Here is a 22500-nt window from a genome sequence, read left to right as displayed (position 1 = left end):
TTTATACACCCACGACATCCGGAATAGATCTTACCGTTACGAAAACGTAGTAGTGTTGAAAACTTTGCAACTAAAACGTTTTATTAAGTCGTCAAAAGATTACAATTTGCTGTCCTTTGGCTTTTTTTTAAGAAAATAATAACGGTATTCGTTTCGGATTTAAAAAAAGATCTTCTCAAATTAGTATAACTAAATAGCAAGAAATAGCTATTGTCGCAAGTATTAAAAGAGTTTTTACCACAGATTGGAAGGATTAAAAAGATTTCATAGCAAGTAACGAAATAATCTGTGCTAATCTGTGACCCGACCGAAACAACTGTCGAAGCAAATCTGTGGCAAAGAAATTGGGTGCCTTACAGTACGACATTAAATTTTAACCATTATTTAAATACCATACATGATTGTTACTTATTTGACGAAATTCAAAAAAAGTAGTTGTAAAAAAAAAGGTTTAGATAATTACTCTAAACCCTTTTGTATTCTTATAATTTGCTAATATAACTGCCGTATAAATCCTTAAACTGATACCCCTCGGACAAGCGGTCTTTGCTCAATTTATTGTAAGCAACCAATCCCCAAAGCACGAATTCTTTCATAAAATAACGATCTTCTTTAGGCAATTGAGGTTGGTATTTTTTTATTAAAACATCCATTGGAGCAATGTCATCCAGAATGGTTTTGTATTCTTCATCCGAGGAATCGTCTAATAATTCGAAGCCACTTTCGGCGAAAAACCATTCTAAAATATCCGAATAAGCTGTTTTTTCTCCTTGTTTTTCTAATTTCTCAATTTTCGGGAAATAAGCTGGCAAAAATGTATGAATCGCATCTTCAATTAAATGTTGTGCCACAACTGCAGCTCCCTCCTGCTCTCCTTCATAAACCAGCTCAACTTTTCCAGTAATGGCTGGAATAATTCCCATAAAATCGGACAATCGCAAGGTCGTTTTATCCGTTCCCGATTTCAAGGCACGACGTTCGGCTGTGCTCAATAAATTCTCAAAAGCGGTGATGCTCAATCTCGCACTCACACCACTTTTATTGTCAATATATTCACTTTCACGAGCTTCAAAACTGATTTGTTCCAATAAATCTCTGGCTAATGAAGGCACGTAAACCAAATCACTTTGAGCAATGTCCAATTTAGCTTCTTGTTCCGTAATTGTTCTTGCGATTTTAATCGTTTCCGGATAATGCGTCAGGATTTGGGAACCAATTCTGTCTTTAAGCGGTGTAACAATACTTCCTCTATTAGTATAATCTTCGGGATTTGCAGTAAAAATAAACTGCATATCAAGAGGCATTCTTAATTTGAAACCCCGAATCTGAATATCGCCTTCCTGCAAAATATTGAACAACGCCACCTGAATTCTGGCTTGTAAATCAGGTAATTCGTTGATGACAAAAATACAACGATTGGCTCTTGGAATCATCCCAAAGTGAATCACACGATCATCCGCGTATGATAATTTTAAATTGGCAGCTTTTATCGGATCGACATCGCCTATTAAATCGGCAACGGTAACATCCGGAGTTGCGAGTTTTTCAAAGAAACGTTCGCTTCGGTGCAACCAAGATATGGGTGCTTCATCTCCTTTTTCGGCAATTACATCTTTGGCAAAACGGGAAATTGGATTCAACGGGTCATCGTTGATTTCGGAACCTGTCACAAAAGGAATGTATTCGTCTAACAATTCAATCATTTTACGGGCTAATCGAGTTTTCGCCTGACCACGAAGTCCCAACAAATTGATGTTGTGACGAGACAAAATAGCACGCTCCAATTCCGGAATTACGGTATTTTCAAAACCGTGAACGCCTTCAAAAGTCGGTTGTCCGGACTTGATTTTCTCTCGTAAATTATGACGCAATTCGTCTTTGATACTTTTAGTTTCGTATCCTGATTTCTTTAATTTACCTAGTGTGGTTATATTTTCTATTTTCATATTTTTTATTACTTTATCTTTATCAACGAGTTCAACTGAATACTAAAATCTGAATGCTGAACACTTATTTAATTCGTTTCTTTCTATTGGTTTCATAATCTTCGAAAATCATTTCGCCCAAACCTTTTAACCCTGTGTAAAAAGCTTTTCCCTGATTGGCTTCGGTAAAATGATTCACAAATTGTTGTAAATATGGATCATTGGCAATCATAAAAGTGGTTATGGGAATGTGTAATTTTCGGGCTTGTTGCGCCTGATTGTAGCATTTATCGACAATATATTCGTCTAGACCGTTGCTGTTCATATAATAGGAACCGTCTTTCTCCCGAACACAACTCGGTTTTCCGTCGGTAATCATAAAAATTTGCTTGTTGGTATTCCGTTTTCTACGCAATAAATCCATTGCCAATTGCAATCCCGCTACGGTATTCGTGTGATACGGCCCGACTTTCAAATAGGGTAAATCCCGAATGGCAATCGTCCAAGCATCGTTTCCGAAAACGAGAATATCCAAGGTATCTTTTGGGTAACGCGTCGTGATTAATTCGGCCAAAGCCATCGCTACTTTCTTGGCAGGCGTGATTCGATCTTCGCCGTACAAAATCATACTGTGGCTGATGTCGATCATCAAAACCGTACTCATTTGGGATTTGTATTGGGTTTCTTCGACCACCAAATCATTTTCGGTCAGCATAAAATCGGCTACACCGTTATTGATTTGGGCATTGCGTAAACTTTCGGTTAAAGAAATGCGTTCCAATCCATCGCCAAAATGAAATTCCCGAAATTCTCCCGTATGTTCGTCGCCATTTCCGGCGTGTTTGGTTTTGTGATTGCCACTTCCGGAACGTTTTAAATTTCCAAAAATGTTATCCAACGCTTGCTGTCGAATGGCTCGTTCGGTTTTGGCAGTAATACCAATTCCTGACGTTCCATCGTCTTTGAGTTCGTCTCGGATGTATCCTTTTTTCTTTAAATCTTCGATAAAATCATCGATGGTATAAGCGGAATCGGTGAGTTTGTATTCCTTGTCTAATTCTCGCAACCAATCGATAGCTTCGTCAAAATCGCCCGAGGTATGGGTGATCAACTCCTTGAAAATCGCAAAGAGTTTATCAAACGGAGACTGAAATGGCGCTTCGTAGCTCTTGAAATAAAATCCTTTTTTGATGGTGTTCTTCATAGCTTTAAAATTACATCTTTTTGAAATGTACCAAAGGGTAACGTTTATTAATTTTTAGTTAAAAACAAAAAGCAATAAAAAAAAGGGGATTTAAAAGGCGAAAAAAATCAAAATTTTCAATCGGTTAAAAGTATTAGTTTTCGACTTAAAAACTCAATCGCTCTTTAACCAACCCGTAATACTCATGCGCGTGTTTTGGGTAACCAACACTTCGTGAACCAATTCGTCGCTTTTAAAAAAAACTGTTTTTCCTTGTGTTGGACTTATTTTTTGATTGTTGTCCAGCTGATGAATGAGTAATTCACCACCGTCACTTTCTTGCCAATCGCTATTCAAGTAGCTAATCATAGAATATTTCCGACTGGGATTATTCTTGAATTGATCGAGGTGTTTTAAATAAAAATCACCCTTTTCATACAAGGAATAATGAAATTCATAGCCCGTTATTCCCGCATAACAGCTTTGATTCAAATACAAAATAAAGGCTTCGATTTGGGCAAAAAATTCGTTTTCGAAACTGTTATTATGCTTTTTATCCAACCAATAAATTGAATCACTTCGTATGGCACCATCATAGGACAGTTTTTCTAAATTACCAATTCCTGCGGCCGTCAATAGACGTTGTGTGTTCAAAGCGAGTAAATGTAGTTTCAAATTATTCGCCAATGTGTCACTCAAAAAATGTTCGGATATGCCTACTTTATTTTCTATAAATGTAGCAATCAAAGCTTCAAAGCTGTTTTCCATATCGTTTTTTGATGGACTCAAAATGGTACCAAAGCACAAGGTAGACTAATTAAATCTAGTAAAGCACAATGTTATCACAAAGTAAAAAAATACTGTTAATATTTAAAAAATCATAATGCCTTTTGCTTAAAACATTCTTTTTTTTACAAAAAAAACCGAAACAAGTACTGTTTCGGTTTATTATTTAAGAGCATTGATGGGATTAATTTCGAATCAATTTTCTGTATTTCAAACGTTTTGGGGTCAAATCGCCACCCAAACGTTTCTTTTTATTTTCTTCATAATCAGAGAATCCACCTTCAAAATAATACACTTCCGAGTCGCCTTCGAAAGCTAGTATGTGCGTACAAATTCGGTCCAAGAACCATCTGTCGTGCGAAATCACTACGGCACAACCTGCAAAATTCTCCAAACCTTCCTCCAAGGCACGAAGCGTGTTTACATCCAAATCATTCGTTGGCTCATCTAATAAAAGTACGTTTCCTTCTTCTTTCAAGGTCATCGCCAAGTGCAAACGGTTGCGCTCTCCACCAGAAAGCGCTGAAACTTTCTTGTTTTGCTCACCACCACCAAAGTTGAAACGGGATAAATACGCTCTTGAATTTACTTGTTTTCCGCCCATCATAATCAATTCCTGACCATCGGCAAAATTTTCCCAAATGGATTTATTCGGGTCAATATTCGAATGTGCTTGATCTACATAAGCGATTTTAACAGTATCGCCAACCATAAATTCACCGCTATCCGTTTTTTGCTCGCCCATAATCATTTTGAAAATGGTAGATTTACCCGCACCGTTAGGCCCAATAATTCCAACAATTCCGGCTTGTGGCAAAGTGAAGTTTAAGTTGTCGTATAATAATTTGTCCCCAAAAGCTTTGGCAACATTCTTGGCTTCGATAACATTCGTACCCAAACGAGGCCCATTTGGAATGTAGATTTCCAAGTTTTCGTCCAATTGTTTTTGGTCTTCGTTCAATAATTTATCGTAGTTCTGTAAACGCGCTTTTTGTTTGGTTTGACGCCCTTTTGCTCCTTGACGCACCCAGTCCAACTCGCGTTCCAAGGTTTTTCTACGTTTGGAAGCTACTTTTTCTTCGAGTGCCATACGACTTGATTTTTGGTCTAACCAAGACGAATAATTTCCCTTCCAGGGAATACCTTCGCCTCTATCCAATTCTAGAATCCAACCCGCCACATTATCCAAGAAATACCGGTCATGCGTTACCGCAATTACTGTTCCTGCATATTGCGCTAAATGTTGCTCCAACCAAAGTACACTCTCGGCATCCAAGTGATTCGTTGGCTCATCCAGTAACAATACGTCAGGTTGTTGCAACAACAAACGACATAAAGCCACCCGACGACGCTCTCCTCCCGAAAGGTTTTTGATAGGCGTATCGCCCTCTGGCGTGCGCAAGGCATCCATGGCAATTTCCAGTTTGGTATCGATTTCCCAAGCACCAAGCGCATCGATTTTGTCTTGCAATTCGGCTTGCTTGTTCATTAACTTATCCATTTTGTCTGGATCAGAATAATTTTCTTCAAGACCAAACAAATCGTTGATTTTATTGTATTCTTCCAAAACTGCCATTGTTTCGGCAACGCCTTCTCGAACAATTTCGATAACGGTTTTAGAATCATCCAAAATAGGTTCTTGCTCCAAATACCCCACGGTATAACCCGGTTGAAAAACCACATCGCCTTGGTAGTTTTTATCAACTCCTGCAATAATTTTCAAAAGGGAGGATTTTCCAGAACCATTTAGACCTAGAATACCAATTTTAGCCCCGTAAAAAAAGCTTAAATAAATGTTTTTAAGTACCGGTTTATCGGCTCCTTGATAGGTTTTACTCAATTTCTGCATTGAGAAAATTACTTTTTTATCGTCTGACATATCGATTTATGATTTTAGAATTTAGATTTATGAATAGAAAAAATAGTTTTTATAGCCCAATAATACCTCTTACAAACGGCCTTTCAGCGAGCTAAACACCCAAGCATTAGCCAAGAATCCAAATCCTACAGCGGCAAATCCCCAACCTGCTACATCGTCATATCGAAAAGCCCCCAACCCAATGAGTAATAACCCCATCAGAATCATAATTAAGGTTGCCCAGCCCAAAACTGTATTTTTATTCATTCCCATAATTGTGGTATTTTGTTTTTAAAGAGTTGCAAATATCGGGAATTTTCAATGTTAATTAAAAATTTTAAAAAGCATTTCTCGCAATAAATCCGATTGGGACAAAGCATTGGCACCAACACCTTTGCTTTTTACATCGGTATCGCGCAATGCCGTTACAATTTGGCTTACTTTTCGCATGGGATAATTTTTTACAGCCACATCGTATTCCTTCATAAAATAAGGATTCACGCCCAAAACTGCGGCTACATTTTTAGGGTTTTTATCTTTCAAACCGTGGTATTTCAATAACTGAACAAAGAAACTAAACACCAATCCCGTGGTCATCACTAGCGGATTATCTTTTGGATTTTTAGAGAAATTATCGGCTATTGAGTAGGCTTTTAGTTGGTTGCGTTCGCCAATCGCTTTTCGCAATTCAAACACATTAAAATCCTTGCTAAAGCCAATATTTTCCTCAATATCTTCTGGAGTTATGGTGCTGCCTTTGGGCAAAATGATTTGCAATTTTTCGAGTTCATTGTTGATTTTACTCAAATCCGTTCCTAAAAACTCCACCAACATGGCAGTTGCTTTGGGTTCGATACCGTATTTTTTGCCTGCCAAAACCCGCTTAATCCAATCGCCCACTTGGTTTTCGTAGAGCTTTTTACTTTCATAAACAACACCAGTTTTGGCTAGTATTTTGGGGAGTTTTTTTCGTTTGTCTAGCGTTTTGTATTTGTAACAAAAAACCAAAACCGTTGTTGCCATTGGATTCTCGGCGTAGGATTCTAGTTTATCAATGGTACGTATCAATTCCTGCGCTTCCTTAACAATTACGACTTGTCTATCTGCCATCATTGGGTAGCGTTTGGCGGTCGAAACAATATCTTCTATCGTCACATCACGCCCGTACAAAACGGTTTGGTTAAAGCCCTTTTCCTCTTCGGATAAAATGCTTTTCTCTATATAATCCGATAATTTATCGATATAATACGGTTCCTCGCCCATCAAAAAATAGATCGGTTTGATGTTGCCCGCCTTGATGTCATTGACTATTTTTAAAACTTCGTCCATTAAGATTTATGATTTTTGATTAACGATTTTTGATTTCAGATTTTCAAAATATCGCATCTCTTTTTCTTACTTCTTTGCTCTTTTTTCTATTCTCTTTTTTCTCTATTCTAAAAGTCTTACTTTTGCTTTATGCAACAACTCCATTTTCCTTCTTATTCTTTTCGTTTCAAAAATAGCGAAAATAAAGTATCTATTTTCGACGAAATTAGGAAAAAATTCATCATTCTCACGCCCGAAGAATGGGTTCGACAGCATGTGGTTCGGTTTTTATTGGAAGAAAAAAAATACCCAAAATCCTTAATCAATGTCGAAAAAGTATTGCAAGTCAATGGATTACGCAAACGCTACGATATTGTGGTTTACCATCCCGATGGTTCTATTTTTGTTCTTGTAGAATGCAAAGCTCCCGAAATTAAAATTGCCCAAAATACTTTTGACCAAATCGCACAATATAACATGACGCTAAAGTCTCAATTTTTGATGGTGACCAATGGTTTGAATCATTACTTTTGCATCATGGATTTTGAGAATGAAAAATACGAGTTTTTGAAGGAATTGCCGGATTATGAGAAGAGATGAGAAAAGAAAGAGGAAAGACAATTGGGATACTAAAATTCAAAACAGGTCGCTCTTAAATTTATTTTAAAAATATAAAAAACATAAATGAAAATAGCCGTTGTCATCCTCAATTGGAATGGAACAAAATTACTAGAGCAGTTCTTACCATCCATTGTTCAATTCTCTCCCGAAGCGGATATTTATGTTGCCGATAATGCTTCTACGGATAATTCTATTGCGTTTGTAAAAGTGAATTTTCCAACGGTAAAAATCGTTGAAAACAACCATAATTTAGGCTTTGCTGGCGGATACAACGCCGCTTTGCAGCATATTGATGCCGAAATTTTTGCTTTGGTCAATTCGGATGTGGAAGTGACTGAAAACTGGCTGAAACCTATTCTTGAAACATTCAAAAAGGAACCCAAAACCGCTATCATTCAACCCAAAATTTTGGATTATAAGCGTAAAGAATACTTTGAATATGCTGGTGCAGCGGGTGGATTTATAGACAAATACGGGTTTCCTTTTTGTCGGGGACGTGTTTTTGAAACTTTAGAAAAAGACAACGGACAATACGATGACTATCGTGAAATATTTTGGGCTTCGGGTGCTTGTTTTTTTATCCGAAGTTGGGTTTACAAGGAATTAAACGGTTTTGATGTTGATTTTTTTGCGCATCAAGAGGAAATAGATTTGTGTTGGCGAACCTTTAATAAAGGTTATGCTGTTAAATACGAGTTTCAATCGGTGGTGTATCATGTGGGCGGTGCTACTTTGGATCAAGGAAATCCTAAAAAAACCTTTTTGAATTTTAGAAATTCGTTGTTTATGCTGACCAAGAATTTACCTAAATCATCTTTATATACGACACTTTTTATTAGGATGGTGTTGGATGGTGTGGCAGGAATTCATTTTTTGGGACAAGGAAAATTCAAACATTCGCTTGCAATTTTAAAAGCGCATGGGGCATTTTATAAAAATTTTAATCATCATTATGCTAAAAGAAGTTCTTTTCAATCGCAGGAATACTTTACCACCAAAAGTATCGTTTATAAATACTTCATCCAGAAAGTTACCATTTTTTAAGACTCTTTTGACATTTATTTCCATATTAAAAAACTAACTTTGTAACTCACGTTTAATTAAAATTAATTTTTATGAGAAAAATAGTAATTACCCTATCCGCTCTAGCACTTTTGACTTCTTGCGTTTCTAAAAAGAAATACGCTGATTTAGAAGCTAAAAACAAAGAGACCCAAGATTTATTGAATACCGCCACCGTAAAATTAAATTCTTGTTTAGAGGAAAAAGCGGGTCTTACTGCTACTGTAGCTGGCTTGAAAGATCACAATCAAACGTTGATTAATTCTTCCAAAGACATGACGGTACTGACAACAAAAGGAGCCGAAAACATTGAAAAAGCCCTAGAATCTATCAAAGAAAAAGATTTGAAAATAAGCAGAATGCAAGATGCTTTGACCAAAAAAGACAGCGTAACCCTTGCTATTGTTACCAGTTTGAAAGGTGCTGTTGGAATCTCGGATCCAGATATCGAAATTAATGTTGAAAAAGGCGTAGTTTTTATCTCCATTGCCGATAAATTATTGTTCAAAAGCGGTAGTTATGATGTGACTGATAAAGCCAAAGGCGTATTAGCCAAAGTGGCCAAAGTAGTCAATGACAAACCTGATTTTGAGTGCATGGTTGAAGGTCACACGGATAGCGATGCCATGAAACCAAACGCTATTTTGCTAGACAACTGGGATTTGAGCGTAAAACGTTCTACAGCCATTATCCGCGTATTGACTAAAGATTTAGGCGTAAAACCAGAACAATTAATCGCAGCTGGTAGAAGTTCTTACATCCCATTAGTTCCTAATGATTCCCCAGAAAATAAAGCAAAAAACAGAAGAACACGTATTGTAGTTTTGCCTAAAATAGACCAGTTTTATGACATGATCGAAAAGGAAATGAAAAAACAACAACAATAAACTGTTCAAAAAAGCACAACTTTTATAAAACTAAAAAAAGCTACAAGTTCTAGACTTGTAGCTTTTTTTTGTGGTAAAGTTTTTCAGATATTACTTCACAACACCATATTGATCTATCAAATACACTAATGAAGTCATAGTGGCAGCTCCTAGTTCCAACTCCCGTTTATTAATGGCATCAAAAGTATCGTTTAGGGCATGATGGTAATCAAAATACCGCTGTGAATCTGGTTTGAGTCCTGCTTTTACAAGGTTTTTGGAAGTTAAAAGTTCAATATCTGAACCGCTGTGCCCTTTGACAAAACTGTGAATTAAATATGGTTCAAAAAGAGTTTTCCATCCTGAAATAGTTGCAAAATTGGCCTCATCACATTCCAATGAAAAACCTCTTGGACTAAATCCTCCCGAGTCACTTTCTAAAGCAAGAATATGGTTTTCGTGATTGGATTGTGCAAGTTCTTGGTATTTTTCGCCGCCTTTACCCCCGTTTTCTTCATTCATAAAAAGCACTACCCGAAGCGTATTTTGGGGCTTGTAACCCATTTTTTTAAAAATATTTAGAACTTCCATACTTTGGACAACTCCAGCGCCATCGTCATGGGAACCATCTGCTAAATCCCATGAATCCAGATGCCCACCTACTACCATAATATTTTCTGGATGGGTACTTCCTTTTATTTCTCCCACAACATTATAGGACAAAACATCCGGTAATTGCTGGCAAGATTGTTTGAAATAAAATTTCAAAGTTGGATTTTTTTTAAGGGTTTTACTCAATAATTCTGCGGCATTGGTGCTAATTGCTGCCGTAGGAATGTATTGTGATTTAGGAATATCGCCATAACTTTGCACGCCAGTATGCGGAAAATCATCCAAACGCAGGTTCATCGACCGCACTATTGTTCCTACAGCACCCCATTTTGAAGCTTCTTTAGCGCCATCAAACCGTTGATCCACACAACCTCCATAGGACTTAAAGGTTTCAATATTTTCAGGATCCATGGGTCTATTAAAAAACACTATTTTACCTTTTATTTTATCGCCTAATTGTGCCAGATCTGCTATACTGTGAACCTCAATTATTGGGGCCAAAAGCCCATTTTTAGGTGTTGCAACAGAGCCTCCCAAAGCACAAATGGGAACCGCAATTTTAGTTTTATTGTTGACAATATAAGCTACTTCTTTATCGCCTCGCACCCATTTTGGCACCATGACTTCTTGCAGAAATACGCGGTCTAAACCCAGTGTTTCGAGTTGTGATTTGGTATAGAATACTGCTTTTTCGGCGTTGGTTGAACCAGATAATCGGCCGCCAATTTGATTGGATAAATAATCCAACCACGAGTAGCACTGGGAATTGGTTAAAGCCGTTTTATAAATTGTTTGAAGTACCAGTCCGTCTTTTTTTTGTGCCAAAGCCAAGAAGCTATTGCATAAAACAAAGGCAAGCATAATTGATTTTTTCATAATTTATTGGGGGAATTAAATGGATGTTTAAAAGGAGTTTATTGCAGTCAACAAATTCCTTTTGAAATTAAAAAAAAACCGAAAAGAATACACTTTCCGGTTCCAATTGTTAGGGAATAAGTTCAAAACTAATTGCTGTTCCGCCACCAGGAGCCAAATTCAAATTGATTTTTGACTTGCTAGTAACTTCCATTGTTTTGATGGTGTAAGCAATGGGATTCTTTTTCCAATCGGCATCTTTGGAATCTTGATACACAATGGCTTTATACTTTTTGCCTGACGAAAGAAAATCTAATTTGATGGTTGTTTTTCGGGCATTTTCATCGGTGATGGCACCAAGGAACCATTTTTCGGAATTTTTGGCTTTTCGAACAATGGTCAAATAATCACCTGGTTCCGCTTCTAGGTATTTGGACTCTTGCCAATCTACGGCAACATCTTTGATAAACTGAAAAGCATCTGGGTATTTCTCGTAATTTTCAATCAAATCGGCAGCCATTTGAATAGGCGAATACATCGTTACATACAACGCCAATTGTTTGACCAATGTAGTGTGAACTTGCTCGGTTTTATTTTTATCATAATAACTCATTTTGATTTCAAAAATTCCTGGCGTATAATCCATTGGTCCACCCAAAAGTCGTGTAAAGGGTAAAATAGTTTCGTGCATAGGCGGATTTCCTATACTCCAAGCATTGAATTCAGTACCACGAGCAGCCTCGGCAGCTACATAATTAGGATACGTTCTACCGTAACCTGTAGGTCTTGACGATTCATGAGAATTGACCATAAGCTTATAATCTGCGGCACGATGCGCTACATAATTAAAGTGATTGACCATAGTTTGTCCATCATGAAACTCACCACGCGGAATAATTTTGCCCACATAACCCGTTTTTACTGCAGGATAATTATACTTGACCATGTTCTCAAAATCACGATCTAAATGACGTTCAAAATTAGCTACCGATCCCGATGTTTCGCTGTGCATAATCATTTTGACATTTTTGGATTTTGCGTAAGCGGCAATAGCGGCAATATCAAAATCGGGATATGGTGTTGTAAAATCAAACACTTCCTCTTTCCAGTTGCCATTCCAATCCTCCCAGCCCACATTCCAACCTTCTACAAGAACGCCGTCAAAACCATTTTTGGCGGCAAAATCAATGTATCGTTTGGTATTTTCTGTTGTTGCGCCATGTTTTCCTGATGCTTTTGGCGCATCGGCAAAATTGGTGGCATTTTGTGAACCAGCATAATCCCAAGTCGATTTTCCTACGTGCATTTCCCACCAAATTCCCACATACTTCATGGGCTTAATCCACGAAGTATCCTCGATTTTTGAAGGTTCATTTAGGTTTAAAATCATCTTGGAACCCACAATATCTCTAGCATCATCGCTAATCATAATGGTTCGCCATGGCGACACGCAAGGTGCTTGCAAATAGGCTTTATCGCCAATGGCGTTTGGCACCAATTGAGCGGTTAATTGATAATTTGTAACATCCGCTTTGAGGTGCATTACTGGATAATTGACCACCGCAGCTTCGAATATATTGAGGTACAAACCTGCTGGAGATTTCATCATCAAAGGAGTTTGAACGGTGTATTTTCCAGGAATGGATTTTACGCCAATACCATTATTCATATTGATTTTGGAATTGTCAATTTCAGAAATTTTGGTTTGGTTGTAGTCGTATTCGTTGCTATCAAAATCGCCTGGAATCCAAAAAACGTTGTGATTATCTGTTAAATTGAATTGCGTATCCTCATCCGAAATGATGAAATAATTCAAATCAGCTTGCCTAGGAAAATCATATCGAAACGCCACACCTTCGTCAAAAACTCTAAAAATAATGTTCATTTTTACTTTCGAATCTTTGTTAATCAATCCAACGGTAAGTTCGTTATAATGATTTACAATCTCACTTTGTTCGCCTAAAACAGGTTTCCAAGTCTCGTTGAAAGTGCTTGTTTTACTCGTTTCGACTTGAAAATTAGTTTCCAAAGCGGGTTTGTCCTTAAGTTTGATTCCCAAAGCACTTTCTAAAATAGCGGCTTTATTTTTATAGTTTACGGCATAAATAGGTTGTCCGTTAGCGGATAATTTGAACTGGAGAACAATCTTGCCCGAGGGCGATTGCACACTTTGCCCGTGCAGCATACTTATGGCAAATACAAGAAATAAGGAAAAAATTTGTTTCATTGGTTTTTGGTTTTTTTGAATCGCTAAAAGTAATTAAAAAACAGCAAAAATAAGATGTATTTGAAAAATAGTAATTACAAAAAAGGCAACAAATTAAAAAATCTGTTGCCCGTTTAGTCTTTTTATGATTGATGAAATGTGCTTATTTTTTTATGATTTTAATTGGTTTTTCATTTTTAATTTGCAAAAAATAAACACCCGATTGCAGATCACTTGGCAAATTGATATTTTGCGCATTTTGCTTTAAAACTAGCGAAAAAACCTGTTTTCCAGAAACGTCACTAATTGTAGCTGTTGTCTCTTGAAAATTTTGAAAAGTAATGGTGATGCTTTGTGCAAAAGGATTGGGATAGACTGTAATTTTTGGTTCTTTTTTATTCCAATCTTTGGTCTCTAAATTACTTACCGTTAGTGGCCAATTGTAATTTGAAAACCAATTGCTGCCTAAATTTTCGGGCAAGGAAGCCAGTCCAAATAGCATTGTCGAATAATCAATGGCTTGAATATATGGCGTTCGGGCTGCGGTATCGTTGCGTTTGTAGCGCCACAAGACTTTTTTTGCAGTATTGCTGGGCAATCCATAAACAGCGGCTGCGTTCCCGTTATTGAAAAGGCTAACCAAATCCGTTTTACTACTTGAATTTATTGGAATGAAACCTGCAATTATATGCGGGGAAACTATTTTATTGGGATTGTCATAAATTTTATCCGCTGAATAGCCTCCACCGGGAATTTCGCCAGCACCCAATCCCCATTCGTACGTATTGGTGGCTCCTTCTTTGGTCGCAAATAATTTATCGGCGTTGAGCCAATTCGAAAAATAACTCATATATTTAGAATCACTTTTGAAATAATGGACAAAATAATAACAAAACTGCGGAATGAATGAGGATATAAAATCGCCGTCAGAAAGTGTGGTGTACCCAAAATAAGTGGGACGAGTTATTAAAGCGGTATCTGGATTAGCAAAATAAGTGTTCCAGAAAGTCTGCGATTTGGCATAGCCCACATTCGAAGTTGGCGCATTTTTGGCCATCCATGCAACCAACATATACTCGTTAAACGGACTCGTAAAAGCCGATCCAACGGTGCCGCTTTGATCTAAAATCATGGCCATTTTAGTTGGATAAATAGCTTTGGTAAAATCCATAGTTGCTAGTAAACTATTGGCATTAGCAACAATCGTGGCGTTGTTGGCAAAATAGTTTGTACACATGTGTAATCCCATAGCAAAAATTGCATTGTCAACGGTACTAAATTCTCCTGACCAATCGCCATCTTGATTTCCTGAATCCCATCTAAAATAACGAGGGAACATGCCAGCATCATTGGCAATTCCGTTCGCTTTAAAATCAACAAAAGCTTGGAGTGTGGCTATTACTTGGTCTGCAGTGGGTTCCCAATTTATGGCATCACCCGTTTTGGTGTACATAGCATCCGAAATGCACAACGCCATAAGTCCAATTCCATTAGCCACAATAGCGGCGGGTTTTTCGCCAGCACCGTTTATAGCCAGCGCATCGAGGTAGACTCCATTCGATTGCCTAATGTTTTTGTACAATTGATAACTGTTTTGAAACAGCTCCGTGGTGTATGTTATTGGGGCAGCATTGTCATTAAGTACTATGTCATCTATGTAAATATTGGTATCAAAACTCAATCCTACGGGATCTTTATAATCTGGAATTACAGTAAATTTTGCAGACGTTCCAGACAAACTACTACAATCAAAAACGTAATCTTCCCATTGGTTGATTTTGGTTTGAGTATTGGTACTATTGCTTGTAAAAGTTCCGTTTGTACCGCCTTCTAATTTTAATTTTACGGCTGTCAAGCGGTTTTTGTAGACTTTGATGTGAAGGTATTTTTGAGTTGCAAAATCGATATTTTTGGTAGCCAAAAAACCCTCTTCTGGAATTCCGTCTTTATCTCTAAAGAGTTTACAAACTTTGTTACTGGTATTTGTTCCTGATTTAACTGGATTTGAAACTACAGTTAGCGTACTCAAATCCGTTGTTCCACCTTTGATTAGGGACATGGCGAGAGGAGTTGCTTCGTAATTTTCGATTATTTGAGCATGCCCAAATTGCATGGAAGCAAAGGTTGAAATAACGGCTAAAATTTTGACTTCTTTTAGAAAATGCTGCATCATAATGATTTTAAAAGGTGCTTAAAATACTTTTGGTATGGGCTAATTTGTATTTTCAACTTGTTGCTATTTTAAAAACCCTTAAGTAAACATTACATAAGGGTTTCATTTTTAAAACAAAAATCAACTTACTTAAAAAAAATATTTTTAAATGTAAAAATTGACGGAAGAACTACTCCCTTAATTCTTAACAATTTTTTGACTTATTTTTTCACCATTTTCGGTGACCATTTTAACCACATACATTCCTTTGCTGTAGCTAGACATATTCACCTGATTAGTTCCAGCTGCTAGATTTTTGCCTACATAGACTTTTTTGCCTTGCATGTTATAAATAGACAAAGACGAAATTTTGCTCACAGCATTGATATTCAACTCATTTTTAACAGCCGAAGGATACAAAGCAATTTTACTTTTGGTCGTGTTACTGTTCAATCCAAGTGTTGTAGGAGTTGCTATATTATTGATTACAATATCATCAAAATAAACCATTATATCTCCCGAATCAGTCAATGGATCTTCAAAATCTGGAAAGAAAACTACTGTAGGATAGATACCCGTTTCAGTAATTAGAAAAACCATATCTTGCCATACATCAGCAGTAGCATACGGTTCTGTACTGGCTATTTCTCTGTTTCCACTAGGTCCACCTTCTATTTTAAATTTAACTGGCGATACTTTTGTTTTCAATACTTTTACATGCACATACTTGTTGGTAGTGAAATCCACCACTTGTCCGCCTGAATAAGCCCCGGTGTAGGAAGCAGCTCCACCACCTGTTCGTCTTAAAAACTGGGCTACTTTGGCACTTGTATTTATTCCAGAAACACTTGGATTATCAACAATAGTAACATCCGCATTAGACTCTCCTGCTCCATTAGCAAACACATTCAAAGTTAGTGTTCCTGTGGTTCCATCTTCGCAATCCATAAGTAATTGATCTTGCGAATAAGCATTGGTATTCGCTACGATCATAGCGAAAAACAACATACTTGACAACGTAATTTTTTTCATAATAATAAGTTTTTATTGTGGTTAAATGGGAGTTAGCAATCGGCAAATAGTTATTCCCACTTTAACTATCGCCTTTTAAAATCGTATTAATTAACCAATTCGAAACTGGTTTTATTTGTTGTTTGCGCATCTTTACCTATAAAAACTTCGAAAGTTCCTGCTTCGGCAATGTATTTCAAATCGGCATTGTAAAATTTTAAATCTTCGAGCGAAATTTCAAAAGTTGCCGTTTTGGTTTCTCCTTTTTTCAAGGCAATTTTTTGGAATCCTTTGAGCTCTTTTATAGGTCTTGTTATCGATCCTACAAGATCTCGTATGTACAATTGTACTACTTCTTTCCCGTCATAATTACCTGTATTTTTGATATCTACACTTACTTTTAACTTTTCATCAAAAGTGATTTTGGTAGCCGAAGTTTTCACATTGGAATACTCAAAAGTGGTGTAACTCAATCCAAAACCAAAAGGAAATAATGGCTCGTTTCGTTCATCAATATAATTGGAGCGAAACTTTTCGAATTTTCCCTCTTTGTTTCCTAACGGTCTTCCCGTATTTTTAGAGGCATAATAAATAGGAATCTGCCCTACACTTCTAGGGAAAGTAGCGGTCAATTTTCCCGATGGATTTTCGTCGCCAAAAAGGACATCTGCAATGGCTAATCCAGCTTCGGAGCCAGGAAACCATACATCAAGTATGGCAGGAACGGTTTCTTTTTCTTGGTTTAAAACCAATGGACGACCATTGAATAAAACTAAAACTACTGGTTTTCCTGTTTTTAATAATTCTTGTAACAGCTCTTTTTGCGCTTGTGGAATTTCGAGATTGGTTCGGCTACTGCATTCGCCACTAAATTCCGCTGATTCTCCCAATGCCGCAACAATCACATCAGATTGACGGGCTATTTTTAAAGCTTCGGCAATTAGTTCTGTTTTGGTTCTAGTATCCCTGTGCAATGTTTTGCCGAACATAGTCGCTTTTTCTTCCAAAGCTGCATCATCATCCAGATTGCTTCCTTTGGCGTACAGGACTTTGGCATTATTTCCCACAGCGGCTTTTATTCCTGTAAGCAATGAAATCGAATTTTCTTGTTTGCTGGCCACACTCCAAGTGCCAGCCATATTTTCGTTACTATTTCCCAAAGGGCCAATGACGGCAATAGTTCCAGATTTTTTTAAGGGTAAAATCCCTTCTCCAACCTTACCAGAAATTGCAGCATCATTTTTTAACAAAACCAAAGATTGTGCGGCAATTTTTCGTGCTTCATTACGGTTTGACTGTGTATACACTTCGGTTTTAGATCGTGCTTCATCGCAATATTTATAAGGATCTTGAAACAATCCCAAATCATATTTTGCATTCAAAATAAGCGTTACCGCAGTATCAATTTGCTGTTGGGTCACTTTCCCTTCTTGCAATGATTTTTTTAAGGTGGTCAAGAATCCTTCGCCAACCATATCCATTTCTAAACCTGCATTTAAGGACAGAGCCGAAACCGTTTGCAAATCGCCTACGCCGTGTTCTACCATTTCGTTAATTCCAGTATAATCGCTCACTACGAAACCTTTGAAACCCCATTGATTGCGCAATACATCCGTCAAAAGCCATTTGTTTCCTGAAGCTGGAACGCCATCAATCTCGTTAAAAGACGCCATTACGGTTCCTGCACCTGCATCGATTCCAGCTTTGTAAGGCGGAAAATAGTCATTGTACATTCGTACTTTGCTCATGTCAACGGTGTTGTAATCCCGTCCCGCTTCGACAGCTCCGTAGAGTGCAAAATGTTTGATACAGGATAAAATGGTATTGTTTTTGGACAAATCATCACCTTGATAGCCTTTGACCATGGCTCTTGCTACTTGGCTTCCTAGGTAAGGATCTTCTCCAGAACCCTCGGAAACTCTACCCCATCTTGGATCTCTAGAAATATCAACCATGGGCGAAAACGTCCAATTAAGACCATCTGCACTTGCTTCTTGAGCGGCAATTCGAGCCGACCGTTCTATTAACGCCATGTCCCAAGTACAGGATAATCCTAGCGGAATTGGGAATGTTGTACGGTACCCATGAATGACATCCATCCCAAAAAGCAACGGAATTTTCATCCGACTTTGTTCCACTGCTATTCTTTGAAATTCTTTTATTTTGGTTACAGAACCTAAATTAAATAGTGAGCCTACTTGTCCTGCGGCTACTTTTTTGGCCACATTTGAACTTTTGGCTTCCCCAGTTGTAATATCGCCAGCGGTTGGCAAATTTAATTGTCCAATTTTTTCGTCCAAAGTCATTTTAGAAAGGAGTTCGGCGACAAATGCTGCTTTTGGTTTTATAACAATCTCATTATTGGTTTTTTTACTTTGGCTGTAGCCAAAAAAAGAAATTCCCAAAAGTGTTATTACTAGTATTTTTTTCATTTTTAGTTTGCTTTTTTTATTTGTTTGAACAACCAAGAGTACGTTTCTGGATTGTCATACACTGCTGTCCAACAATCATGACCGGAATCATTGCTAATGATTAACTCCACCGTATTGGAGCATTTTTTTAACTCTTTGTAAATCACAATCGCATTTTCTATGGGCACCACATCATCGCGTAAACCATGATACATCAGGATAGGAATGTCTTTGATTTTACAAATTTCTTCCAACTGATTCAGGTCGACAAAACCTGAAATGGGAAGTATTGCAGCAAACATTTCTGGATGCTTTAATGCGAGACTCCAAGTTCCCCAACCACCTGAACTCAAACCTGTCAAGTAAATCCTGTTGCTATCAATGTTGTTTTCCTTTTGAATTTTTAATAGCAATTGATACAAAACATCCGGATTCCATTGTTCGTTTTCAGGACATTGTGGGGCTAAAATATAGGCGTCAAGGGTGTTGTTTTTTATAAATTTAAAAGGGCCATGTATTTTGACTTTTTCAATATCAGTACCGTTTTCGCCAGAGCCGTGCAAAAAAACAATCAAAGGTTTTGGGTCTTTGGTGTTTTCAGGAATTTGCAAGGCATATCCCCAATCAAATTGTTGCTTGATTTGGGTTTTGAAATTCGCATTGCTACTGCGCTGCGAAAAGCAAAGCCAAGAAAATAATAGTACGACTAATGTGAGGCGATACTTCATTTACTAAAAATTATATTTACCCGAATGAAATCCTAAAGCAATCAAACCTTGTTGCACTTCGGGTGCATTCATAAACAATTTCCAAATTAATCCGCTGCGATAATTTTCTAACATTACGACTTCTGGGCCTTGATCAATGGCTAAATAATTAGGAGCTGTCCATTGAAATTCCAGACTGTGTGCGTCATAAAATCCAGCAACTCCCCAAACCTGATTTTTGTAATTACTGTATAAATTTCGCATCAAGGCTATAGATTCTGTTGGTGTGTACACAATGGAACTGATGGCTGCTGTAGGCGAGATAATGCCTTTGTCGTTGGACGGCATGTGTGCATCATAACCTGTTGTCCCATCGGGATTTCTAGAATATGAGGCTGTTAATCCCCAATAGTTAGCATCATATCCTTTGAATCCTTTTGGATTTGCGACGGCGTATAAATAATTAATTTTGGTTTGATTGGTATTCAAATCCCAATAATTAGCATACATATCACTCAATTGTGTTGGGTCTAAACCCAAATACGAATAATGTGCCCAAAATAAAGGCCCGCCAAACTCCTCGGCGCCATTGTGTTTTAGAATTAAAGGCAAATTGTATTTGGTATTACCAGACACTATGCCACCATTTCTAGCCCAACATTGATGGTAAACCGTAGGCAAAATAGCATGTGTAGGCGATGCCGCAGCCATAACATAGGTAATCAATGTTTCGTTGTAGCCCTCTAAAGGGAAATTCATTTGCCAATTATAATCAGGCGACCAATGCCAATACAATTTATTTTGGTTGTTGGTGTACCAATTCCAATCAATGCCTTTCCAGAGGATATCAAATCGTTGGGCAACTGATTTTTCATCGGTAGAACCGTTTTTTAAATATTCTCGAACGGTTAGCATTCCAGCTGCCAAAAAAGACGTTTCGACTAAATCGCCTCCGTTATCTTTGGTACCAAAAGGGATTACTTTCCCCGTTGGGCCATCAATCCAATGCGACCAAGCACCATGAAATCGATCTGCTTTTTCTAAAAAGCCAGCTATTTTATTCAACCGTTCTAATCCTTGTGCCTTGGTAATGTAGTCCCGTGACATACCCGAAACCAAAGCCATTAATCCAAAACCAGAGCCTCCTGTGGTAACTATATTTTGATCAAAAGTAGGATCTGCAGGAAGGTATCGCTCTCGTGCCATACCAGAATTGGATTGGGCAAACTCCCAGAAATAAGCAAACGTTTGTTTTTGAACAAGTGCTACTAATTCGGCATCAGTGATTTTTGCCACAGGCGGCGTAACCACCATTCCGTTGCCAGAGTTTGAGGCCGAATCACATCCCAAAAATGAGGTTATTAGCAGTACAATTGAAAGTTTTATCATTTGTGTGTTCCTAAAATTAAAATCTAAATAATTACAAGAATCCTCTTGGCAAAAAAATAAAATTGTCTATAAATCAATTAATTATAGCCTGGATTTTGAGCTGATTTACCTGCTGCTTGGGTAATGAATTTTTGTGGCAACGGAAATAGCTCATTTTTTCCTTCTACAAATGTTTTTCCATCGGCAGCCATAACTTCTTTGGCTTGACCAGTACGAACAATATCAAACCAACGATCGTGCTCAAATGCCAATTCATGTCTACGTTCCAAGCGAATCGCATCTCTCAAAGCTATTTGGCCTACCGCAGTTGTGTTAGCAAGACCCGCTCTTTTTCGCACTTTGTTCAAAGGCCCAGTTACGTCACCAGTACCGCTTTCGTTAGCGGCTTCGGCTTGCATTAACAAGACTTCGGCATAACGTAAAACCCTGATATTCTTGGTAGTTTCCCAGTCGCCACCATTAAACGTTTCTTTTTTGTTGCTTACATAGGCTTTTTCGTTGTACATAGGATTCGCTACTTTTGGCGAAACTATCCTACCGTCCCACAAGGTTTCGCCCGCAAATATGATTGTGGCATCCTTACGAACATCCCCTACTTCATAGGAATTAGATAAACTTGTAGTTGGCGTGTTGAAACCCCAACCCCAGCCACTGGTACCTCTCGCACCCTGTGAAACCATATATCCTTCGATTCCTTGGGATGGTTTTCCTGCGTATCCTCTAATTTCAAAAATAGATTCGGTGTTATCTTCTCCAACTTCTCTCCAAATTGTGGCATAATCCGAAACCAAAGTATAGCCTGTAATAGCAGCACATTGGTCTTTTATCCCTTGCCAATTTTTTTGATACAAATAGACTTTGGCCAACAAGGCACGAGCAGCCCCTCTTGTTGCTCTACCTGTATCTGTAGTTGGGTATTTTTCAGGCAAAACCGCAATGGCAGCTAGTAGTTCATTTTCAATAAAAGTATATACTTCTTCTTTGGAATTCCGAGTCAATGTCATGTCCGTATCCGCTTGAGAGGAAGGCAATGGAACGTGATCTACAATGGGAACACCGCCATAACAGCGCACCAAATTAAAATACATTAAGGCTCGCAAAAATTTGGCTTCGCCTGTTAAACGGGCTTTCAAATCTGCATTTGCTTGGTCTAATTTTGGCAAATACAACAGGGCAACATTGGCTCTATTTATGCCTTGATAGTTGGCTTCAAAAACATCCAAAACCGATAGTGAAGTTGCATCAAGTGTTAAGGCATCGCATTTGTCTTTATCTGTTCCAGTATCGCCTGGGTCAGAACCTTTATTCGCATCATCAGAAGTCATACTTGATAATCCGTTCCAAGAAAAAGAACTCATGTTCCAATCGAGGTTTTTACTGTAAATGGCGGTTACAAAACTGGCTGCACCTTCGTCATTGTTGTAAATTGACAACAAATCTTTTTCGGCTATGCTCTCTGTAGGATCTACATTTATAAAGTCATTGGAACAATTTGAAGCTACTAAAGCAAAGGTCAAAAGTGTTAAGGGAATATATATTTTTTTCATG

Annotated in this window: 17 protein-coding genes; 3 read left to right on the top strand and 14 right to left on the bottom strand. The window is 37.8% G+C overall.

Annotated elements, in window-relative coordinates; all coding sequences use genetic code 11:
* Positions 1 to 482 precede the first annotated feature (482 nt).
* From FNW21_RS00905 to holA, 6 genes are all read right to left on the bottom strand, one after another.
* Positions 483 to 1946, bottom strand: a complete 1464-nt coding sequence (locus FNW21_RS00905; RefSeq protein ID WP_144254846.1) for an AAA family ATPase — start codon at positions 1944 to 1946, stop codon at positions 483 to 485.
* Positions 1947 to 2010: 64 nt separating this feature from the next.
* Positions 2011 to 3129: a vWA domain-containing protein gene (locus tag FNW21_RS00900; RefSeq protein WP_144254845.1), complete on the bottom strand. Its 1119-nt coding sequence runs from the start codon at positions 3127 to 3129 to the stop codon at positions 2011 to 2013.
* Between the two features lie 153 nt (positions 3130 to 3282).
* On the bottom strand, positions 3283 to 3876 hold the full coding sequence (locus tag FNW21_RS00895) for a 2OG-Fe(II) oxygenase (protein ID WP_144254844.1): 594 nt from the start codon (positions 3874 to 3876) through the stop codon (positions 3283 to 3285).
* A 202-nt stretch (positions 3877 to 4078) separates the two neighbouring features.
* Positions 4079 to 5773 (bottom strand): energy-dependent translational throttle protein EttA, encoded by a 1695-nt coding sequence (ettA, locus tag FNW21_RS00890; protein ID WP_144254843.1) that lies wholly within the window; start codon positions 5771 to 5773, stop codon positions 4079 to 4081.
* A gap of 69 nt (positions 5774 to 5842) precedes the next feature.
* Positions 5843 to 6025 (bottom strand): CAL67264 family membrane protein, encoded by a 183-nt coding sequence (locus FNW21_RS00885; RefSeq protein ID WP_144254842.1) that lies wholly within the window; start codon positions 6023 to 6025, stop codon positions 5843 to 5845.
* Positions 6026 to 6076: 51 nt separating this feature from the next.
* Positions 6077 to 7081, bottom strand: coding sequence for a DNA polymerase III subunit delta (gene holA, locus FNW21_RS00880; RefSeq protein ID WP_144254841.1), 1005 nt, complete (start codon positions 7079 to 7081; stop codon positions 6077 to 6079).
* 129 nt (positions 7082 to 7210) lie between these two features.
* Here holA and FNW21_RS00875 point away from each other — a divergent pair, with 129 nt between their 5' ends.
* The 3 genes from FNW21_RS00875 to FNW21_RS00865 all read left to right on the top strand — a co-directional run bounded on the left by FNW21_RS00875 (position 7211) and on the right by FNW21_RS00865 (position 9630).
* Positions 7211 to 7660, top strand: a complete 450-nt coding sequence (locus FNW21_RS00875) for a type I restriction enzyme HsdR N-terminal domain-containing protein (RefSeq protein ID WP_144254840.1) — start codon at positions 7211 to 7213, stop codon at positions 7658 to 7660.
* A gap of 84 nt (positions 7661 to 7744) precedes the next feature.
* Positions 7745 to 8725, top strand: a complete 981-nt coding sequence (locus FNW21_RS00870) for a glycosyltransferase family 2 protein (RefSeq protein WP_144254839.1) — start codon at positions 7745 to 7747, stop codon at positions 8723 to 8725.
* A 71-nt stretch (positions 8726 to 8796) separates the two neighbouring features.
* The gene (locus FNW21_RS00865; RefSeq protein ID WP_144254838.1) at positions 8797 to 9630 is read left to right on the top strand and encodes an OmpA/MotB family protein; all 834 of its coding nucleotides are present in this window, start codon (positions 8797 to 8799) and stop codon (positions 9628 to 9630) included.
* A gap of 90 nt (positions 9631 to 9720) precedes the next feature.
* On the opposite strand, the gene FNW21_RS00860 is transcribed toward FNW21_RS00865, so the two are convergent.
* The 8 genes from FNW21_RS00860 to FNW21_RS00825 form a co-directional block, all read right to left on the bottom strand.
* Positions 9721 to 11097: a M28 family peptidase gene (locus FNW21_RS00860; RefSeq protein ID WP_144254837.1), complete on the bottom strand. Its 1377-nt coding sequence runs from the start codon at positions 11095 to 11097 to the stop codon at positions 9721 to 9723.
* Between the two features lie 109 nt (positions 11098 to 11206).
* Positions 11207 to 13303 carry a glycoside hydrolase family 97 protein gene (locus FNW21_RS00855; protein WP_144254836.1) on the bottom strand — a complete coding sequence of 699 codons (2097 nt, stop codon included), beginning with the start codon at positions 13301 to 13303 and terminating at the stop codon, positions 11207 to 11209.
* 142 nt (positions 13304 to 13445) lie between these two features.
* A complete protein-coding gene (locus FNW21_RS00850; protein ID WP_144254835.1) occupies positions 13446 to 15455 on the bottom strand; it encodes a T9SS type A sorting domain-containing protein in 2010 nt (669 codons plus the stop codon).
* Positions 15456 to 15632: 177 nt separating this feature from the next.
* Positions 15633 to 16466, bottom strand: a complete 834-nt coding sequence (locus FNW21_RS00845) for a T9SS type A sorting domain-containing protein (RefSeq protein WP_144254834.1) — start codon at positions 16464 to 16466, stop codon at positions 15633 to 15635.
* An 86-nt stretch (positions 16467 to 16552) separates the two neighbouring features.
* A complete protein-coding gene (gene bglX / locus FNW21_RS00840) occupies positions 16553 to 18877 on the bottom strand; it encodes a beta-glucosidase BglX (RefSeq protein ID WP_144254833.1) in 2325 nt (774 codons plus the stop codon).
* Positions 18878 to 18879: 2 nt separating this feature from the next.
* Entirely contained in the window at positions 18880 to 19584 is a 705-nt protein-coding gene (locus FNW21_RS00835) for a carboxylesterase family protein (RefSeq protein ID WP_144254832.1), read from the bottom strand.
* A gap of 3 nt (positions 19585 to 19587) precedes the next feature.
* The gene (locus FNW21_RS00830) at positions 19588 to 20952 is read right to left on the bottom strand and encodes a glucoamylase family protein (protein ID WP_144254831.1); all 1365 of its coding nucleotides are present in this window, start codon (positions 20950 to 20952) and stop codon (positions 19588 to 19590) included.
* A gap of 77 nt (positions 20953 to 21029) precedes the next feature.
* The gene (locus tag FNW21_RS00825; RefSeq protein ID WP_144254830.1) at positions 21030 to 22499 is read right to left on the bottom strand and encodes a RagB/SusD family nutrient uptake outer membrane protein; all 1470 of its coding nucleotides are present in this window, start codon (positions 22497 to 22499) and stop codon (positions 21030 to 21032) included.
* Position 22500 lies beyond the last annotated feature (1 nt).

This window comes from Flavobacterium restrictum (genome assembly GCF_007097245.1).
Lineage (GTDB): Bacteria > Bacteroidota > Bacteroidia > Flavobacteriales > Flavobacteriaceae > Flavobacterium > Flavobacterium restrictum.
The sequence above is the reverse complement of the archived record's forward strand: the minus strand, read 5'-3'. Positions and strand labels throughout refer to the sequence as shown.

What these genes read in the sequence shown, in the direction of transcription:
- FNW21_RS00835 (WP_144254832.1), bottom strand. Translation starts at nt 19,584, where the DNA reads ATGAAGTATCGCCTCACATTAGTCGTACTATTATTTTCTTGGCTTTGC.
- FNW21_RS00865 (WP_144254838.1), top strand. Translation starts at nt 8,797, where the DNA reads ATGAGAAAAATAGTAATTACCCTATCCGCTCTAGCACTTTTGACTTCT.
- FNW21_RS00830 (WP_144254831.1), bottom strand. Translation starts at nt 20,952, where the DNA reads ATGATAAAACTTTCAATTGTACTGCTAATAACCTCATTTTTGGGATGT.
- FNW21_RS00825 (WP_144254830.1), bottom strand. Translation starts at nt 22,499, where the DNA reads ATGAAAAAAATATATATTCCCTTAACACTTTTGACCTTTGCTTTAGTA.
- ettA (WP_144254843.1), bottom strand. Translation starts at nt 5,773, where the DNA reads ATGTCAGACGATAAAAAAGTAATTTTCTCAATGCAGAAATTGAGTAAA.
- FNW21_RS00875 (WP_144254840.1), top strand. Translation starts at nt 7,211, where the DNA reads ATGCAACAACTCCATTTTCCTTCTTATTCTTTTCGTTTCAAAAATAGC.
- FNW21_RS00850 (WP_144254835.1), bottom strand. Translation starts at nt 15,455, where the DNA reads ATGATGCAGCATTTTCTAAAAGAAGTCAAAATTTTAGCCGTTATTTCA.
- FNW21_RS00845 (WP_144254834.1), bottom strand. Translation starts at nt 16,466, where the DNA reads ATGAAAAAAATTACGTTGTCAAGTATGTTGTTTTTCGCTATGATCGTA.
- FNW21_RS00870 (WP_144254839.1), top strand. Translation starts at nt 7,745, where the DNA reads ATGAAAATAGCCGTTGTCATCCTCAATTGGAATGGAACAAAATTACTA.
- FNW21_RS00905 (WP_144254846.1), bottom strand. Translation starts at nt 1,946, where the DNA reads ATGAAAATAGAAAATATAACCACACTAGGTAAATTAAAGAAATCAGGA.
- FNW21_RS00860 (WP_144254837.1), bottom strand. Translation starts at nt 11,097, where the DNA reads ATGAAAAAATCAATTATGCTTGCCTTTGTTTTATGCAATAGCTTCTTG.
- holA (WP_144254841.1), bottom strand. Translation starts at nt 7,081, where the DNA reads ATGGACGAAGTTTTAAAAATAGTCAATGACATCAAGGCGGGCAACATC.
- FNW21_RS00855 (WP_144254836.1), bottom strand. Translation starts at nt 13,303, where the DNA reads ATGAAACAAATTTTTTCCTTATTTCTTGTATTTGCCATAAGTATGCTG.
- FNW21_RS00885 (WP_144254842.1), bottom strand. Translation starts at nt 6,025, where the DNA reads ATGGGAATGAATAAAAATACAGTTTTGGGCTGGGCAACCTTAATTATG.
- FNW21_RS00895 (WP_144254844.1), bottom strand. Translation starts at nt 3,876, where the DNA reads ATGGAAAACAGCTTTGAAGCTTTGATTGCTACATTTATAGAAAATAAA.
- bglX (WP_144254833.1), bottom strand. Translation starts at nt 18,877, where the DNA reads ATGAAAAAAATACTAGTAATAACACTTTTGGGAATTTCTTTTTTTGGC.
- FNW21_RS00900 (WP_144254845.1), bottom strand. Translation starts at nt 3,129, where the DNA reads ATGAAGAACACCATCAAAAAAGGATTTTATTTCAAGAGCTACGAAGCG.